We start from the raw sequence: 17390 nt of genomic DNA on the forward strand, positions 1-17390 counted from the left end.
GTCTGGTCAGGAGGGGACGGATGCCGAGACGAGGCGCCGCGCCATGTCGGCGGCTCCCCACGCGACGTCCTGCTCGCGGGTGGACAGGGACGGTTTCGGCAGCACCTCGGCGCGGGCGCGGCGGACCGAAGCCATCCCCGCCCAACCGCCGGTCAGGGTGGAGTGGGTGGCAGGAGCGACTTCGCGGTCCATCGCGGCGATGAGCTGGGCGACCTCGTCGTTGCTGTGACGCAGCGCCGCCAGGAAGATCTCGGCGGGTGATGCCTCGGCGTGGAGGGTCAGGCGCAGCACGCCGTCGTCGTTTCGGGCGCCGGTGACCTCGACGGCCCCCGCGGGCAGCTCCCCCTCGAGGGGCAACGCCATGGCCGCGGCGTCGAGGGCATCCCGACCGGCGCGGTCGCTGATGCCGGCGGCGTGCAGGACCCGGCGCAGCAGCAGTCCGGTCTTCACGCCCGCGACGAGCACGTGCTGACCGGGCACGACGTGGCGCACCTCGTTGATGAGCGCGTCCGCCAGGCGCTGACGCGCCGCGAAGCCCAGGGGCGCGTCGAGCACCCGCAGCAACACCTCTGCGGTGCCGAGCGAGACGTGGTAGCCGTCGGCATCCAGGGTCCCATTGGCTTGCGCGGCGACGAGGTGGTCGTGGCCGGCGACCGTGAGGGCGGCCCCGGCGACACGGGAGCCGAAGGCCCCAGATGCCGTGCCCCAGGGCAGTCCGCCCCCGCGCAGCGGCGGCAGGAGGTCGGCGGTGACGCCCAGCGCGTCGAGCATCGCGGGCCAGGCGGCGCCGGAGTCCTGGTCGATGAGGCCGGTGCGCGAGGCGAGCGAGAGCTCGAGGGCGGTGTCGCCCCCGAGTGCCGCGACGACGAACTCCGGAAGGTCGAGCCACCGCAGGCCCGTGAGGTCGGTGCCCTGATCGCGCAGCCACGCGAGCTTGGCGACGCTCACCTGGGCACCGAGCGGCAGACCCGTCCGCCCCGCGAACTCCTCGCGCACCACGGCGGGGAATGCGGCGATCTGCGCGAGCCCGCGCGGGTCGAACCACGCGAAGCCGGGTGCGACGGCCCGGCCTTCGGCGTCGATGAGGATGCCGGTCTCGCCCATGCCCGCGACGGCGAGCGAGGCGAGCGGGGCGGAGGCGAGCGGAGCGAGTTGCGCATCGATCAGAGCGATCAGCGTCCGGATCGCGCCGAGCAGGTCGTCGGCGACGATGTCGGTGGTCCCGCCCTCGCCGACGCGCCACGGCGTGGGCACCTGGACGCCGGCGATCTCGCTGCCGTCGTCGGCGATGACGAGCATCTTGATCGCGGTGCTGCCGAGGTCGAGTCCGCCGTGCAGGCGCGCCGACCTCGAAACCATGTCACCGGTGTCTCGCATGAGCGGCCGTCCTTTCCGGAACTTCTCCGAGTCCCGGAATTTCAAGCATGACACCGGTGACTTGCTACGTCTATGGTGGGGGTATGCCGTCGCCGTGTCAAATACCCGATCTGCTCGCCGTCGTCGTCGCCGGAACCGCCGGCAGCGGCAAGAGCACGCTCGGGCGGGCGATCGCCGAGACCCTGCGCGCGCCGCTCGTCGACCTCGACAGCGTGACCACGCCGCTGCTCGACGCGCTGCCCGAAGAGGTGCTGGGCGCGCACTGGCTCACCTCGCCGCACGCCCCCGCGATCCGCGCCGGGCGCTACGCCGCCCTCCGGGCCACCGCCGCCGACGCCCTGGCCACGGCCGGCCGCGTGGTGGTCGTCGCCCCCTTCACCGCGGAGCTTTCGGGCGGCACCGAGTGGGACGCGCTGGTCGCCGCCCTCGCCCCCGCCGAGCCCCACGTCGTGCACGTCGACGGAGACCCCGCCGTGCTGGCATCCCGTCGCTCCTCGCGCGGGGCCTCTCGCGACGCGCACCGCCCCGACACCGCCCCCGTGGCCCCCTCGATCCCGGTCACCACCGTCGATGCCGAGCTGTCGACGGCGCAGCAGCTGGCCCGCGTCCTGCCGTCGCTGGGTATCCGGCGGCAGATCGATGCGGGCGCCGAGATCTTCACGCGCGAGTTCGACGCCGTGCTCTTCGACCTCGACGGCACGCTGGTGGACTCCACGGCATCCGTGGTGCGGTCATGGCGCCGTTTCGCCGAACACTTCGGTGTGTCCATGAAGGCCCTGCACGCCAATCACGGCCAGCCCGCGCGCACGCTCGTCGGCCTGTTGCTGCCCGCCGAGCGCCACACCGAGGCGCTCGCCCACGTCACCGAGCTAGAGGTGACGGATGCCGTGGGCCTGGCGCCCGTCCGCGGCGCCGCCGTGTTCTTCGCGTCGGTGCCCGCCGAGCGCCGGGCGATCGTGACGTCGGGGTCGGTGCCGATCGCCACCGCCCGACTGGAAGCCGCCGGTTACGAGCGGCCCGCGGTGTTCGTCACGGTCGACGACGTCGAGAACGGCAAGCCTCACCCCGAGCCGTTCCTCACGGCCGCGATGCGCCTCGGTGTCGCCCCGGGGCGCTGCCTCGTCGTCGAGGACGCGCCCGCCGGCATCGTCGCCGCCCGCGCGGCAGGGTGCGCCGTCCTCGCCCTGACCGGCACGACGACCGAGGAGGAGCTGAGTGCCGACCTCGTGGTGGACGGACTGGATGCCGTGCGCCTCGAGGTCGCGGCATCCGGGGCGCTGCGACTGGTGCCGGCCTGAGCCGGTGCGAAGAGGCCGCCGTTACGACAGCGACGAGGGCCGGCGGATGACTCCGCCGACCCTCGGATGAGCCGCTGTCAGGAGGCGGCGACGATGATGTCGAACGTGGTGCGCTGTCCGTCGGCGCCGGCGATCCACCCCTTGGTGGTGCCGACCTTCTCGCCGGAGAATGCGGCGTAGAACGAGGCGTCGTCGTCGGTGGCGCCGGTGGTGGCCGCGTCGAACGTGGCCACGGCGTTGTCTTCGGTGCCGCCGGTGCCGGTGAACCTCCCCCCGTTCTCGGTGTCGAGCACGACGATCAGCGACTGACCCGGCGCCAGCGTCACGGGGCCCTTGGCGAGGTCGGCGGGGGTGAGGAACAGCGGGGCGGGCTGACCGTCGAGCACGATGCCCTGTTCGTTGTCGGGGGTCACGTCTTCATCCTGGCTCGGGGTGGGGACACCGTCGATGAAGGTGTCGTCCTGCGGGGCGGGGACGCCGTCGATGAAGGTGCTCTGATCGGAGGCGGGGGTTGCCTGGGCGGCGGCGTAGGCGGCGGCACCGGTGCTGATCAGGCCCACGGCGAGGATCGACGCGGTCACGGCGGTGAGGGTTCGAATGCGCATGAGCTGCACCTTTCGGTCGGTATGCCGCGCCCCGCCCCTGGTGGACGAGTGATGATCGCGGCCTGTACCGAGGGAATGGCCGTGACCGCGATCCGTCTTTCACGATCCGCGAGAAAACTTCCTGGAGGTTTCCTGGGAACGGTCGGCGAGAGCCGAGAGCGCCTGCGGGTGCGCTTCGTCCGCCGTGAAAGAAACCGCCGCGGCCGGACATGATGAAGGTGTGCAGCCTTTCTCTCCGGACCGCTCTCGTGCGTACGAGTCGCTCGTACGCATGCACGGTGACGCCGTTCTGCGATTTTTGCGACGACGCACCGAGCCGCAGACCGCCGAAGACGTCTTCTCCGAGACCATGCTCGTCCTCTGGCGGCGCTTCGACGATGTGCCCGATGAGCCCCTGCCCTGGCTGTATGTCACCGCGCGCAATTGTCTGCGCACCGCCGAACGGTCGACACGGCGCCAGTGGCGCGTCGTCGAGAAGATCACGACCATCGACCCACCCGCCGACGCCGTCGACGCCGGGCCCGAAGAAGATCCCCGAGCGGACTGCCTGCGAAACGCCCTGGCCCGACTCTCCACGACCGACGCGGAAGTGCTGCGCCTGTGGGCATGGGAAGAGCTCGCACCCCCCGAGATCGCGACGGTCCTCGACATCTCCGTCAACGCCGCCACCATCCGCCTGCATCGAGCCAAGAAGAAGCTCAGACAGGAAATGGACCGATCCCACCGACCCACCACCACGAAAGGAGGAGACCGATGAACGACGACGACCTGAGAGCACTGCTCCGCGACGCAGACCCCGGCCGCGGGCAGCAGCCCCTCGATGATGCACGTATCCGGCGCATCGTCGCTGCCGCGGAGCGCGACGGTCTCGGCGGCACCGGCGAACCGGCCCCCCGGCGTCGGCGTCGCCTGTTCGCCGGAGCCTCCATCGGAGCCGCCGCGACCGCTGCCGCCGGCCTGCTCATCGCCGGCCTCGTCGCCACGCCCGCCGTGCAAGCCCCCGGACCCTCCGAGACCTCTGCGTCCTGCGCGCCCACGAGCGTCGAGAGCCTGCGCGACTCCGACACCGCCTACGAGGCCACCGCGATCACCGTCGTCGGCGACGACGTCACCCTCGAGGTGACCCGGGTGTTCGCCGGATCCCCCGGACGCACGCTGACCGTTCCCCAGCAGCACGATCCCGCCAATCCCGACGGCGCAGGTCTGTTCGTGGCCGGAGAGTCGTACCTCATCGCCTCCGCCGATGAGTACATCTCCGACTGCGACAGCGGCCCGGCGACAGACGCGCTCCGCCAGATCTACGCCCGGGCATTCCCCTCGCCGACGACGAGGTGACCCGTGTCGCGTCGCGGCATGCCCTCTCACGTCCGTCGGGGGCCCGGCCGGCCGCAAATGCTACCGGTATCCGTCGTAAACACCAGGGGCCGTTTCTCGTCAGGGGCTTTTCCTACCGTGTGGGGACGCACTCGCCCCGACCTGAGGAAAATCATGTCCCGCAACATCGGCTACGCCACCCCTGACAAGAACACCCCCCTGGCGCCCTTCACCTTCGACCGCCGCGAGGTGGGCCCCGAAGACGTGCGCATCGACATCGCCTACTGCGGCGTCTGCCACTCCGACGTGCACCAGGCGCGCGACGAGTTCGGCGGCGCCCTCGCGACGCTCTGGCCCTGCCTCCCGGGGCACGAGATCGCCGGAACCGTCGCCGAGGTGGGCTCCGCGGTGACCCGTTACGCCGTCGGCGACCGCGTGGGCGTCGGCTGCCTCGTCTATTGGGGCGACGAGTCCCAGCGCGGCGTGGACGAGGAGCAGTACCAGAACCCGCCCGCGATCTTCACGTACAACGGCCAGGATCCCGACACCGGGAACGTCACCCTCGGCGGCTACTCCGACGAGATCGTCGTCAACGAGCACTTCGTGCTGCGCATCCCCGATGCCATCCCGCTCGAGCAGGCGGCTCCGCTGCTGTGCGCGGGGGTCACGACGTGGTCGCCGCTGGCGCACTGGAACATCGGTCCCGGCAGCGTCGTCGCCGTCGCCGGCCTCGGCGGGCTCGGCCACCTCGCCGTGCAGCTGGCGAAGGCGCGCGGCGCCGACCGCGTGATCGCGCTGACCACCAGCCCCGACAAGGCCGACGCCGTGCGGGCCCTCGGCGCCGACGACGTGATCGACATGACCGACGAGGATGCCGTCGAGGCCCACGCCTCGAGCATCGACTTCGTCCTGTCGACCATCCCGACGCCGTTCGACATGAAGCCCTACCTGTCGCTCATCCGCCACGACGGTGCACTGGTGACGGTCGGCATGCTCGAGCCCATCCACGAGGAGGGCATCGACTTCGGCTTCGTCTCGATGAACCGCATCACGATCGCCGGCTCGCTGATCGGCAGCATCGCCGAGACGCAGGAAGTGCTCGACTTCGCCGCCGAGCACGGCATCGCCGCCGAGGTGAAGGTCATCCCCGTGCAGCAGGTGAACGAGGCCTTCGACGAGATGGTCGCCAACGACATCCGCTTCCGCTTCGTGATCGACAGCAGCACCCTGGATGCCGACCGCGACAGCGCCGCGGAGTTGCCCGCCTCGCAGTGAGCGACGAGAGGGGACGCGCCCGTTCGAGCGCGTCCCCTCACCGCGTCGCCTTCTCCAGCAGCTCCAGCACGTGCACGTACGACTCCCCTGTCGCCTTGGTCATGCCCAGCTCGCAGGTGCGGTTGCACGACGCGAAGGCGTCCGCGCCCCACGCGGCGACCTCCGACGCCTCGGGGGCGGTCGCGGCCTCCGTCAACTCGGGGTGCAGCATGCCGCGGTCCCCCGCGTAGGCACAGCAGCCCCACGCATCGGGAACACGCACCTCGGATGCCACCACCTCGCCGATCGCGCGGAGGGCGGGGTCGATGCCGAGTTGCTTCGAGGAGCACGTCGGGTGCAGCGCCAGGAGCTCCGCCACCGGGGTCGGCGACAGCACGGGCAGCAGCTCGGCGGCGGCGAAGGCCACGGCATCCACCACTCGGATGCCGTCCTCGCGCAGCGTCGCCGCGAACCCCTCGGTGCAGCTGGAGGCATCGCACACCACCGGGAGCACGCCGTCGCCGGTGGCCGCGCGCACGGCGGCGCGCACGCGGGCCGACATCGTGGCGTGGCCCTTCGCATAACCCTTCGAAGACCACGGCGTACCGCAGCACAGCGACTCGATACCCTCCGGGACGACAGCGGCGCGGCCGGAACGCTCGAGCAGCAAGACGAAGGCTTCGGTCGCCCCGATACCGTCCGCCGGGCCGAACATGCTGCCCACGCACGCGGGGAGGAACACCGCCGAGGGCTCGACCCCCGAGGCCCCCACGACGCGCCCGAGCGCGCGCCGGGCCGCGCCGCCCCCCGGCAGCTCCGCCGAGTACCGCGGCACCGTGTCGGTGCCGAGCACCGCGCGGGCGACATCCGTGGCCGTTCTCACGAGCGGGAGCGGGACCCTGTCGGCGACCGAGAGCGCCAACGACCCGGCCCGGGTCACCGCACCCCACCCCGCCGCCGCGGCCGACCATCCGGCGGCGAGCACGGGATTGGCATCCTCCCGCCGGAAGCGCTTCATAAGCGTCCCGGTGTTGATGAGCACCGGGCATGCCGTCTGGCACATCCCGTCGACGGCGCAGGTCTGCACGCCGTCGTAGTCGTAGTCCTTCTCGAGCTCCGCGACGAGGGCGCCGTCGCCGCGCTCGCGGGCCGCGGTCGAGGCGCGGCGCACCGCGATGCGCTGGCGCGGCGTGAGGGTGAGCGAGCGGCTCGGGCACACCGGCTCGCAGTATCCGCACTCCACGCACCGGTCGGCCTCGGGCTCGATCGACACCGGCGCCTTCAAGTGGCGCATGTGCGCGCCGGGGTCGTCGTCGACGATCACGCCCGGATTCAAGATGCCGCGCGGATCGAGCAGACGCTTCAGCCCCACGATCACCTCGTACAGCTCGTCGCCGTACTGCCGGCGCACGTACGGAGCCATCGCCCGACCCGTGCCGTGCTCGGCCTTGAGGTTGCCCCCCGCCCCCAGCACGAGGTCGACCATCGCGTCGGTGAAGCCCTCGAAACGGCCGAGAGCCTTGGCGCCCTCGAACCGGTCGGTGAGCATGAAGTGGATGTTGCCGTCCTTGGCGTGGCCGAAGATGACGCTGTCGGCATAGCCGAAACGCGCGAACAGCTCCTGCAGCCCCTCGCAGGTGTCGGCGAGACGTTCGACCGGCACGACCACGTCTTCGAGCAGAGCCGTCGTGCCGCTCGGCCGGGCACCGGCGACCGAGGCGTACAGGCCCTTGCGGAAGGTCCAGGCCGCGGCGCGTTGCACGGGGTCGCTCGAGAACACGGCCGCGTCGAGCAGGGGCTCCTCGGCGAGCACGCGCGCGCCCGCGCCGGCGAGCTCCCTCAGCGCGAGAGCATCGTCGGCGTGGTACTCCACCAGCAGCGCCGCCTGCGTGGTCGCCTCGAATCCGTGGATGGCGGCGGGCGTCCCGGCCAGACGCTGTCCGACGCGGAGCGAAGTGGCATCCATCAGCTCCAATGTCGCCGCGCCCGTCGCCACCAGCGCCGGCAGGGACCGGGTCGCCGCGTCGAGAGTCGGGAACACCGCGAGGGTGGTGGCGATCGCGGGACGGATCGGCACGGTGCGGAAGGTCGCCTCGGCGACGAACGCGAGCGTCCCCTCCGACCCCACGACCAGATGCGCGAGCAGCGCCGCGGGCGTATCGAAGTCGAGGAAGGCGTTGAGGGCGTAGCCCATGGTGTTCTTCATCGCGAACTGCCGCTCGATGAGGGCGACGCTCGCCGGGTTGCTCACGACCCGCTCCCGCAGACGCATCAAGCCCTCGACGAGAGCCGGCTCACGCTCGCGCAGCAGGGCGTCGGCGTCAGGCTCCGCGGTGTCGACGACGGTCCCCGAGGCCAGCACGAGCACGAGCCCCTCGAGCGTGCGGTACGAGTTCTCGACGGTTCCGCACGCCATGCCGCTGGAGTTGTTCGCGACGACTCCGCCGATGGTGCACGCGGCCTCGCTCGCCGGGTCGGGACCGAGACGGTGGCCGTGCCGCAGCAGCCGCGCGTTGACCTGACGCACGGTCGCCCCGGGCTGCGAGCGCACGCGCCGGCCGCCGTCGAGCACGTCGATGCGCCCGAAGCCCTGGCGCACGTCGACGAGGAGCCCGGTACCCGACGACTGCCCCGACAGGCTCGTGCCGCCGGAGCGGAAGGTCACGGGGGTTCCCGACTCCGTGGCTGCGCGCAGCACCCCGGCGACCTCCGCCGCATCGGCGGCGACGACGACGGCATCCGGGGTCAGCAGATAGTGCGAGGCGTCGTTGGCGTAGGCGACGCGGTCGATCGCGCGCGTGCGGATGCGCGAGACGTCGGCGACGGCCGCGGCGACCTCGGGAGCGATCTCGGGGGTGGCGAGGGTCATGCGTCGTCCTTCGAACGGTGCGGCAGGGACATCACTCCTCGCCCTCCGGGGTGAGGACCCGCGTCAGGTCCGGATCGGTTTCGACGAGAGCCCGGATGCCGTGCGGCGGTCCCGCGACCAGGGTCGAGGCGTGCGCGACGGCGTGCGCTCCCCACTCCGCCGCCGATGCGGCGGCGACGGCGAGGGGGTCGTCTCCCGCGGCGGTGGCGGTGGCTTCGCGCGTCAGCCCGAGAAGGAAGCCGGCGAGGGCGGCATCGCCCGCTCCCGCGGTGTTGGCGACGAAGGGGGCATCGGCCCGCGCGAACACGGCGCGGTCGGCGGTCACGGCGACCAGCCCGTCGGCGCCGAGGCTCGCGAGCACCGTGGTGACACCGCGCTCGACGATCTCCCGGGCGGCGGCGATGACCTCACCGAGTGTGGCGAGGGGGCGCCCCACCGCGGCGGACAGCTCTTCGGCGTTCGGGGTGAGCAGGTCGATGCCCGCGGGCTCGGCCAGGAGCGCGTCGAGCGCCGGCCCGCTCGTGTCGACCGCGACCCGCGCACCGTGTTCCCCAGCGGCCGCGCGGACGGCTGCCAGCTCGACCAGCTCTTCAGATCCGGAGAGCTTCGGCAGGCTCCCCGAGATCACGAGCCACGTGGCGGTCTGGAGCGCCAGCTCTTCGCGCAGCGCCGCGAGCGTGGCCGCCCAGGCCCCCGACGACAGCGGCGGGGTGGGCGCGTTGACCTTGGTGGTCGCCCCCTCGGCGTCGATGATCGAGGTGTTCACGCGGGTGGCGCCGGGCACTTCGACGATGCGCAGCAGCGGGGCGGTGAGTCCGCACCGGGCGAAGCGCACGTCGTCGGCACCGAGCACGACCACGGCGGCGGTGCGGGCTCCTCCCGCGGCGAGGGCGGCCGAAACGTTGACGCCCTTGCCGCTCACCTCGCGGGTGTAGCTGTCGGCGCGGGCGAAAGCACCGCGGCGCAGGGTGCCGACGCGGTACGTGGCATCGATCGCCCCCGCGGCGGTCAGCGTGACGATGCCGCTCACGCGCGGATCCCCGCGGCGCCGAGACCGGTGCCGTCGACGCCGGTCGCGACGCGCCCGGTGATGACGTCGAGCAGGCGCCGCACCTCCGCGGCGACCGCCGCGCGCCCCGGGGCGAGCCAGCGGCGGGGGTCGATGGCATCCGGATCCCGCTCGAGCTCGTCGCGCACGGCCGCGGTCAGCACGGTGTTCAGGTGCGTGCCGATGTTGATCTTGCGCATGCCCGCGCGCACGGCGCCGTCGATCCCGGCGTCGGCGACCCCGCTGGAGCCGTGCAGGACGAGAGGCACGGGCAGGGCCGCGGCGAGTTCCGCGATGAGGGTCTCATCGAGCAGGGCGCTGCGTTCGCGCATCGCGTGCTCGCTGCCGACGGCCACGGCCAGGGCGTCGACCCCGGTGGCCTCGACGAATCGCGCGGCCTCGGCGACGTCGGTCCGTACGCCCGGGGCGTGGGCGCCCTTGCCGCCGATCTCGCCGAGCTCGGCCTCGACCCAGGCTCCCACGGCGTGCGCACGGGCGGCGACGGCGGCGGTGCGCTCGAGGTTCTCGGCATCCGTCAGATGGGCGGCGTCGAACATCACCGACCGGATCCCGACCGCCAACGCCTCGTCGACGAGCGGCTCGTCGGTGGCGTGGTCGAGGTGCACGACGACCGGCACGGACGCGGCGTCGGCCAGTCGCAGAGCGGCGGCTCCCGCGGGGCCGATGCCGCCGTGGAACGCGATGGCGTTCTGCGAGAGCTGGAGGATCACGCCCGCCCCGGCGGCCTCGGCCCCGGCGACGATGGCCTCGGCGACCTCGAGGGTGATGAAGTTGAAGGCTCCGACCGCGCGGTGCGCGGCGAGCAGTTCGGGCATGGCGGCCAGCGGCACGGCGGTCTCTCTCTCGGGTCGCCCCTCCGCGTGAGGGGTCGTCTTCTGTCGCCTGGGACATCCCGCGGCGACAGTTCTCGGCCCCTCACGACAGGACGAGGGGCGCGAACGTGAGTGTCTGGACAGCGAGGAGTCCTGACCCCCTGAGGCGTCTGACGGGGGGGGTGCCGGGACCCCCGCGTCGGCGTGAGGGGCCCGGCATCCGGGTGGATCAGCAGCTGGACTTGTAGACCGCGTCCTTGCCGTCGGTGGTGATGTTGTCTTTGGTGAGGATGGTGAAGCCGGTCTGGATCTTCTCCTCCGTCGCCTCACCCTTAAGCGCGGCGATGGCCTGCTTGACGCCGTCTTCGCCGATGGTGGCGGGCTCCTGGGCGACGAGGGCCTGGACGGTGCCGGCTTCGAGGGCCTTGACCTGGGCGGGGCCGGCGTCGAAGCCGACGATGGTGACGGAGCCCTGCTTGCCGGCCTGCTGCACGCCGGTGGCCGAGCCCTCGGCGGCGAACAGGTTCGCGGCGAAGATGCCGACGATGTCGGGGTCCTTCTGGAGGGCGGCGGTGACGATCTCGGCGGCGGTGGAGGGCTCGTTGTGCGAGTACTGCACACCCACCGACTCGAACTTGCTGTCCTTTGCGACGGCGTCTTCGAAGCCCTTCGCTCGGGCGTCCGTGGTCGAGATGCCGGGGTCGACCGACACGACGAGCACCTTGCCGCCGTTGGGGTTGGCATCCTGGATCGCCTTGAACGCGGCAGCCCCGCCGCCCTCGTTGTCGCTCGAGATCTGCGACACGGCACCCGACGGGTCTTCCAGCGTCGTGTCGACGAGGACGACCTTGATCCCGGCAGCCTCGGCCGCCGCGATCGGCGCCTGCATGGCCGACACATCCGTGGGGGCGATCAGCAGCGCATCGGGCTTCGATGCGACCACGGCGTCAACGATCGGCTTTTGCAGGGTGGGGTCGAACTTCTCGGGGCCCTGGGTGGTGACGGTGGCGCCTTCCTTGGCGGCCTCATCCTGAATGCCGCACTGCATCGAGATGTAGAACTCATCTCCGGCGACGCCCTGCACGAACGCGATCTTGTACCCGCCGTCTCCGCCCGAGGCGGAGCCCGACGAGGAGCCGCCGGAACACCCGGCGAGTACGAGGGTGGCTGCGGCGCCGAGGGTGGCGAACGCGAGAACCTTGTTGTTCCACTGCATTGTGATGACCGTTCTCTCTTGGTGGGATTCGGATGCCGGGCCTCAGCCGCGGCGTCCTCCGCTGACGAACTTGCGCCAGAGGCTCTGGGTGTTGCCGCGGGTCGCGGCGGTGCGGCGCACCTGGTCGACGTAGACGGCGGTGATGAGCACCGCGCCCACCGCGACCTGCTGCCAGAAGGGCTGCACGCCGGTGATGACGAAGCCGTTCTGCAGGACGGCGGGGATGAAGAGGCCGACCACGGTCCCGAAGATCGTGCCGACGCCGCCGAACAGCGAGGTGCCACCGATCACGACGGCCGCGATCACGTTGAGGTTGGTCTGCGACTGACCGGCGATGGCGGTGGTCGAGAACTGCGACAGGGCCAGGATGCCGGCGAGACCCGCGAGAGCGCCCGACAGCGTGTAGACCGAGATCAGGTGGCGGTCGACCTTCACGCCCACGCGGCGGGCGGCCAGTTCGCTCGAGCCGACGGCGTAGGTGTAGAGCCCGAACTTCGTGAAGTGCAGCACGACGGCGCCGATCACCACGACCACGAGCGCGATGACGCTGATGATCGGAAGCGACCCGAAGACATTGCCGTATCCGATCGAGACCGTCAGTACGGTCGGCACGTCGCGGATGTCGACGCCGCCGGTGAGGATCTGCGCGAGACCGAGCGCCATACCGAGCGAACCCAGCGTGACGATGAGCGGCGGGATCTTGGCCTTGGCGATGAGGAAGCCGTTCAACAGGCCCCAGCACACGCCGCTGAGGATCGAGACCAGGATGCCGATGGTCGCCACGCCCCAGCCCTCACCGCCGAGTGCGCGCATCGTCAGGGCCGAGACGACGCCCGAGAACACCAGCACCGAGCCGATCGAGAGATCGATGCCCGAGGTGATGATGATGTACGTCATCCCGACGCCGAGGACGGCGAGGATCGAGGCGTTCTGGATGATGAGGCGGAAGTTCGACCACTGCGCGAACGAGTCCGGCGCCAGGGCGCTGAAGATCAGCACGATGACGATGAGGATGATCAGGATCTGGAAGGCCTGCGCCTTGAGCAGTCCCGTGAAGAAGCGGGGCTTGTTCTCCTCGAACGTGCCGATGGCCACGGTCTCGGTAGGGGGTGTCCGAGTACTCATTTGGAGTCGTCCTTCGTGACGGCGCCGGTCATGAGCCCGACGAGTTCTTCCATGGAGGTGTTCTTCGCGTCGACGTTCGCGACCCGGGTGCCCAGGCGCAGCACCTGGATGCGATCGCAGACCTCCATCACGTGCGGCATGGAGTGCGAGATCAGGACCACCGCGATGCCCTTGTCGCGCACGCGCCGGATGGTCTCGAGGACGTTCTTGGTCTGACGCACACCGAGGGCCGCGGTCGGTTCGTCGAGGAAGACGAGGCGTCCGGCCCAGTGGACGGCGCGGGCGATCGCGATCGCCTGACGCTGACCGCCCGACATCTCCCCCACCGGCGAAGAGAGCGAGCGGACGGTGGCGCCGAGCTCGTCGAACGCGGCCCGCGAGGCCACGGCCATGTCCTTCGTCTTCATGAACCCGAGGGCTCCGGCGAGGCCGGGGCGGCGGATCTCGCGGCCGAGGTACATGTTCTGCACGGGGTCGAGGTGGGGAGCGAGAGCGAGGTCCTGATAGACCGTCTCGATTCCCAGTGACGATGCGATCTGCGGGTTGCTCATCTCGATCGGCTTGCCGTCGAAGAGGATCTCGCCCTCGTCGACCGCGAGGTTGCCCGAGAGGGCCTTCACGAGGGTGGATTTGCCGGCGCCGTTGTCGCCGATGAGGGCGGTGACCTCACCGGGGTAGACCTCGAAGTCCACGTTGTTGAGGGCTCGGACGTGACCGAACTGACGCGAGAGACCGCGCGCTTGCAGCACCGGGACGGCCGTTGTGACTGACGACATCGTCAGCTCCTTTCGTTGGTGAGGATGAGGGACGAAGACAGGAAGGTCGAGGCGACCGTGTCGAACGGTTCCGTCGAGGCGGCGAAGGCGGCGAACAGCGCCGCCCCGTAGGCCGTGCCCTCGTCGTGGGTCGAGACGGTGACCTCGGGCAGCAGCGCCGAACGCGAGCGGACGACGGATGCCATGGTCGACCAGCCCCCGGTCAGCACCGTCGAGGTCGGCGGGGCCACCTCGCGGTCCATCGCCGCCATGCACTCGGCGAGCATGTCGTTGCCGTGGCGCAGGCTCGCCGCGAACAGCTCGGCGGGGCTGAGCCCGTCGCTCTGGGCGACGATCTTGAGAACACCGTCGTCGTTGCGAGCGCCCGAGACCTCGAGGCCCCCATCGGCGAGCGTTCCGTCGACGGGAAGGGCGAGGGCGGCCTCGTCGACGACCGCGCGGCCCGTGGCATCCGTGATCCCGAGCAGCTGGAGCACGCGACGCATGAGCAGGCCCGACTTCGTCCCCGCGAGCAGCACGTACTTGCCCGGGATGACGTGGCGCACGCAGTTGATGCCGGCGTGGGCGAGGCGCTCGCGCGCGGCGAAGGGGAGGGTGTCGTCGAGCACGCGCACGAGGGCCTCGGCCGTACCCATGGAGTCGTAGAGCTGGCCGGTGTGCGTGGCTCCGACGGCGACGGCGGACACCAGGTGGTCGTGGCCGGCGATGGTGAGGACCGCGCCTCGGAAGCCCGCGGGCATCGTGTCGTCGGTCAGCACGCCGACGGCCTCTCCGGCGCTCACGCGCGCACCGAGGATCGACTCGTCGACGCCCAGCACGTCGAGGGCGGCCTGCCACGGGGTGCTGTCGTCCTGGTCGATGAGACCGGTGCGCGAGACGAGCGAGTACTCGGCCACCCGCGGGCCGCCGAGGGCGTGCACGACGAACTCGGGGACGTTGAGGAACGTCGTCCCCGCGAGCTCGATCCCGCTGTCGCGCAGGTGCAGGAGTTTGGCGATGGAGGCCAGCGGCCCCACCGGCAAGCCGGTACGACCGGGGAACTCGGCGCGGAACTCCTCGGGCGTCGCGACGATCTGGGTGGCACCCCGCGGGTCGAACCAGGCCATGATCGGCGCGAGCGCGGTGCCTGCGGCATTCAGCAGCACCCCCGCCTCCGCCATGCCCGAGACGCCGAGCGCGAGGACGCGGTAGCCCTCGCCGAGACGGGCGTCGGCCTCGACGGCGAGCTCGCGAACGAGGGCGATCGCGCGGTGGGCGGGCATCTCGGCCCGACCGTGGTCGAGGTTGGTCCAGGGCGAGGGGCGGCTCACCACGAGCACCTGGCGCCCCTCGGGGGTGGCGACGAGCAGCTTCGTGCTGGTGCTGCCCATGTCGACGCCGACGACGTAGTCGCTCATCGCACCTCACCTCCGCGGAGGGTGCCGGGCCAGCCGGCGCCGGGAGCGGCGATGAGGACCTCGGCCTCGCCGGACAGGCGCCAGGCACCGAAGGCGTACGGCACGGCGTAGACCTGACCGCGCTCGATGTCTATCGATCCGGCGTCCGACACCAGCGCGCCGGATCCCTCGCGCACCAGCACCACCGCGAACCCGGCTTCGCGCGCCGCGGTCTCCCCCGCCGCGTCGAAGAGGCGGAAGTAGGGGTCGGCGACCGCGGGCAGCAGCGAGCGGAAGTCCGCCCCCGCCGGCGTCGTGCCCGTCGTGCTGATCAGGGCGCCGAGGGCCTCGGCATCCAGCTTCTGGGTCGAGACCGCGGGCATCACCGCGTCGAATCCGAGGTCGAGGTGCGACTCCTCGCGCGTCGAGGTCGTGACCGACCACTCCAGCAGGATCGAGAAGTCGGTGGGCTCCTGCACCTCGGCGACGAAGATGCCTCCGTCGATCGCGTGCACGGTGCCGGCGGGGACGAGAACGCCCATGCCGGGGCGCACGACCACGCGGTTCATGCGCGAGAGCATCCACTCGCTGTCCTGCGCGTCGCGGCGACGGTCCAGCTCGTCGCGGTCGACGGTCTGGTTCCAGCCGACGTGCACGGCGCAGTCGTCCTCGGTCTCGAGCACGTACCAGGCCTCGGTCTTGCCGTACGGGCAGTCGAGGTGCGCGGTCGAGAAACCCCGATCCGGGTGCACGTGGACGGGCAGGCGCTGACGCGCGTCGAGCAGCTTGACCAGGATGCCGAGATCGGCGGCATCGCGTCCGCCGCGGGCTCCCACCCAGGCCCCGCGATCGGCGGTGACGAGGTCGCGCAGGAAGTCGCCGCCGTCGGTGACGGCGAGACCGACCGTGTCGGAGCCGAAGCGCGACACGGTCGATCCGAGCCACTCCTCGGGCTGCCGGTCGGTCTCGGGGACGATGCCCCGCAGCGCGGCGATGCGGTCGCCGCCGAGGTAGAAGTGCTGCACGGGATGGGGAGGCAGCAGGACGGGCTTCATGAGGGGGCTCCCAGGGTGGCTGCGGCCGGGACGGCGACAGCGCCGGGCGGCTCGGGGTGGACGAGGGCGACCACCGCGGGCGACGTGCGCGCCGCGGTCACGGAATCGGACGGATGCAACGCCATCGGAGCGGATGCCGAGACGGATCCGGTTCCGCTGCGCTCGACCGATCCGGCGAAGGGCACCTCGCCCGAACCGCGGGGCACGAGGCGCGTGGGCACGACCGTGCGGGTCGGGGCGTCGTCGGCATGCAGGGCCAGGTGGCGCAGGCGCCGGAAGGCCGCCGCGCCGAGCAGACGGGGGTCGTGGTCGACGTAGGTGATGCCGGGTTCGAGCACCTCGGCGAGGGTGAAGTCGCCGAAGGAGATGAGCGCCGGCATCCGGAGTCCGCGCGCACGGATCGCCCGAACGGTCGCGATCGCGGCGAGGCTCGTCGCGCACAGCAGGGCGGTGGGAGCGTCGGGGCGCCCGAGCAGGAGCGAGGCTTCGGCGGCCTCTCCCGCACGGAATCGCTCGTGGGTGACGACGAGCGAGGGATCGAACGCCACGCCCGCCGCCTCGAGCGCCGAACGGTACCCGGCGAGGCGGTCGCTGACCGTGGGGTACGGCACGTCCTCGCCCATGAAGGCGACGCGACGGTGGCCGTGCGAGAGCAGGGCGGCGGTGGCCTCGGCCGCGGCCCCGAAGTCGTCGATGACGATGGAGTCGATCCCGGAGCGCACGCGGTCGACGGTCACCACCGGGCAGCGGTGGCGCAGTCCCGCGAGGACCGCGGCGGGGACCGCGACCGGCGCCACGATGAGACCGGCGAGACGGTGGCCGGTCAAGCGGTCGAGCTGGGCCGTCTCACGCGCCGCGTCGTAGCCGGTGCTGGCGAAGATCACGCTCAGGCCCTCGGCGATCGCGAGCTCTTCGACCACGCTCACGAAGGCGGCGAAGAACGGGTCGCTGATCGCATCGATCAGGATGCCGATCGTGTCGGCCTCGCGACGCTTGAGCTCGCGGGCGCTGCGGTCGGGGACGAACCCCAGATCGCGCACCATCTGCAGCACGCGGTCGCGGGTTCCGGGGAGGACGCCGGCTTCGTCGTTGATGACGCGCGACACGGTCTTGGGGCTCACGCCCGCTGCCGTCGCGACGTCGATGAGCCGAGCGCGCGGGCGGGCCGTCGCGGCCTCGGCGACCGCGGTCACGGTCCGTCGCTCATCGTGCGTCATCGCATCTCCGACATCGTTGTCATTCGG

General features: G+C 71.6%; 15 protein-coding genes. 4 read left to right on the forward strand and 11 right to left on the reverse strand.

Annotation, left to right across the window (positions count from 1 at the left end):
- Window positions 1-6: 6 nt before the first annotated feature.
- Window positions 7-1359 carry an FGGY family carbohydrate kinase gene (locus tag OVA17_RS03315; RefSeq protein WP_267788159.1) on the reverse strand — a complete coding sequence of 451 codons (1353 nt, stop codon included), beginning with the start codon at window positions 1357-1359 and terminating at the stop codon, window positions 7-9.
- A 101-nt stretch (window positions 1360-1460) separates the two neighbouring features.
- On the opposite strand from OVA17_RS03315, the gene OVA17_RS03320 reads away from it, so the two are divergent.
- Window positions 1461-2675 carry an HAD-IA family hydrolase gene (locus tag OVA17_RS03320; RefSeq protein ID WP_267788161.1) on the forward strand — a complete coding sequence of 405 codons (1215 nt, stop codon included), beginning with the start codon at window positions 1461-1463 and terminating at the stop codon, window positions 2673-2675.
- 77 nt (window positions 2676-2752) lie between these two features.
- Here the strand turns inward: OVA17_RS03320 and OVA17_RS03325 are convergent, their stop codons facing one another.
- Window positions 2753-3280 (reverse strand): hypothetical protein, encoded by a 528-nt coding sequence (locus OVA17_RS03325; protein WP_267788162.1) that lies wholly within the window; start codon window positions 3278-3280, stop codon window positions 2753-2755.
- Window positions 3281-3500: 220 nt separating this feature from the next.
- On the opposite strand from OVA17_RS03325, the gene OVA17_RS03330 reads away from it, so the two are divergent.
- The 3 genes from OVA17_RS03330 to OVA17_RS03340 all read left to right on the forward strand — a co-directional run bounded on the left by OVA17_RS03330 (window position 3501) and on the right by OVA17_RS03340 (window position 5869).
- Window positions 3501-4037, forward strand: a complete 537-nt coding sequence (locus OVA17_RS03330) for an RNA polymerase sigma factor (RefSeq protein WP_267788163.1) — start codon at window positions 3501-3503, stop codon at window positions 4035-4037.
- Entirely contained in the window at window positions 4034-4615 is a 582-nt protein-coding gene (locus OVA17_RS03335) for a hypothetical protein (RefSeq protein WP_210072834.1), read from the forward strand. The genes OVA17_RS03330 and OVA17_RS03335 overlap by 4 nt, the downstream gene beginning before the upstream one ends.
- Window positions 4616-4768: 153 nt before the next feature.
- Window positions 4769-5869 (forward strand): NAD(P)-dependent alcohol dehydrogenase, encoded by a 1101-nt coding sequence (locus OVA17_RS03340; RefSeq protein ID WP_210072832.1) that lies wholly within the window; start codon window positions 4769-4771, stop codon window positions 5867-5869.
- 37 nt (window positions 5870-5906) lie between these two features.
- On the opposite strand, the gene OVA17_RS03345 is transcribed toward OVA17_RS03340, so the two are convergent.
- The 9 genes from OVA17_RS03345 to OVA17_RS03385 all read right to left on the reverse strand — a co-directional run bounded on the left by OVA17_RS03345 (window position 5907) and on the right by OVA17_RS03385 (window position 17363).
- On the reverse strand, window positions 5907-8717 hold the full coding sequence (locus OVA17_RS03345; RefSeq protein ID WP_267788165.1) for an FAD-binding and (Fe-S)-binding domain-containing protein: 2811 nt from the start codon (window positions 8715-8717) through the stop codon (window positions 5907-5909).
- A gap of 31 nt (window positions 8718-8748) precedes the next feature.
- Complete coding sequence (locus OVA17_RS03350) at window positions 8749-9747, reverse strand: 1-phosphofructokinase family hexose kinase (RefSeq protein WP_267788166.1); 999 nt, start codon at window positions 9745-9747, stop codon at window positions 8749-8751.
- Window positions 9744-10616 (reverse strand): class II fructose-bisphosphate aldolase, encoded by an 873-nt coding sequence (locus OVA17_RS03355; RefSeq protein ID WP_267788168.1) that lies wholly within the window; start codon window positions 10614-10616, stop codon window positions 9744-9746. Before OVA17_RS03355 ends, OVA17_RS03350 begins: the two co-directional genes overlap by 4 nt.
- 211 nt (window positions 10617-10827) lie before the next feature.
- Entirely contained in the window at window positions 10828-11814 is a 987-nt protein-coding gene (locus OVA17_RS03360; protein ID WP_267788170.1) for an ABC transporter substrate-binding protein, read from the reverse strand.
- Window positions 11815-11856: 42 nt separating this feature from the next.
- Window positions 11857-12939 carry an ABC transporter permease gene (locus OVA17_RS03365; RefSeq protein ID WP_267788172.1) on the reverse strand — a complete coding sequence of 361 codons (1083 nt, stop codon included), beginning with the start codon at window positions 12937-12939 and terminating at the stop codon, window positions 11857-11859.
- A complete protein-coding gene (locus tag OVA17_RS03370; RefSeq protein WP_210072821.1) occupies window positions 12936-13715 on the reverse strand; it encodes an ATP-binding cassette domain-containing protein in 780 nt (259 codons plus the stop codon). Before OVA17_RS03370 ends, OVA17_RS03365 begins: the two co-directional genes overlap by 4 nt.
- 2 nt (window positions 13716-13717) lie before the next feature.
- Window positions 13718-15112 carry an FGGY-family carbohydrate kinase gene (locus tag OVA17_RS03375; RefSeq protein WP_267788174.1) on the reverse strand — a complete coding sequence of 465 codons (1395 nt, stop codon included), beginning with the start codon at window positions 15110-15112 and terminating at the stop codon, window positions 13718-13720.
- Window positions 15109-16146, reverse strand: a complete 1038-nt coding sequence (locus OVA17_RS03380) for a class I mannose-6-phosphate isomerase (protein ID WP_267788175.1) — start codon at window positions 16144-16146, stop codon at window positions 15109-15111. Before OVA17_RS03380 ends, OVA17_RS03375 begins: the two co-directional genes overlap by 4 nt.
- Window positions 16143-17363 (reverse strand): LacI family DNA-binding transcriptional regulator, encoded by a 1221-nt coding sequence (locus tag OVA17_RS03385; RefSeq protein WP_267788177.1) that lies wholly within the window; start codon window positions 17361-17363, stop codon window positions 16143-16145. Before OVA17_RS03385 ends, OVA17_RS03380 begins: the two co-directional genes overlap by 4 nt.
- Window positions 17364-17390: the final 27 nt, after the last annotated feature.

Origin of the sequence: Microbacterium sp. SL75, from assembly GCF_026625865.1 — a bacterium.
Lineage (GTDB): Bacteria > Actinomycetota > Actinomycetes > Actinomycetales > Microbacteriaceae > Microbacterium.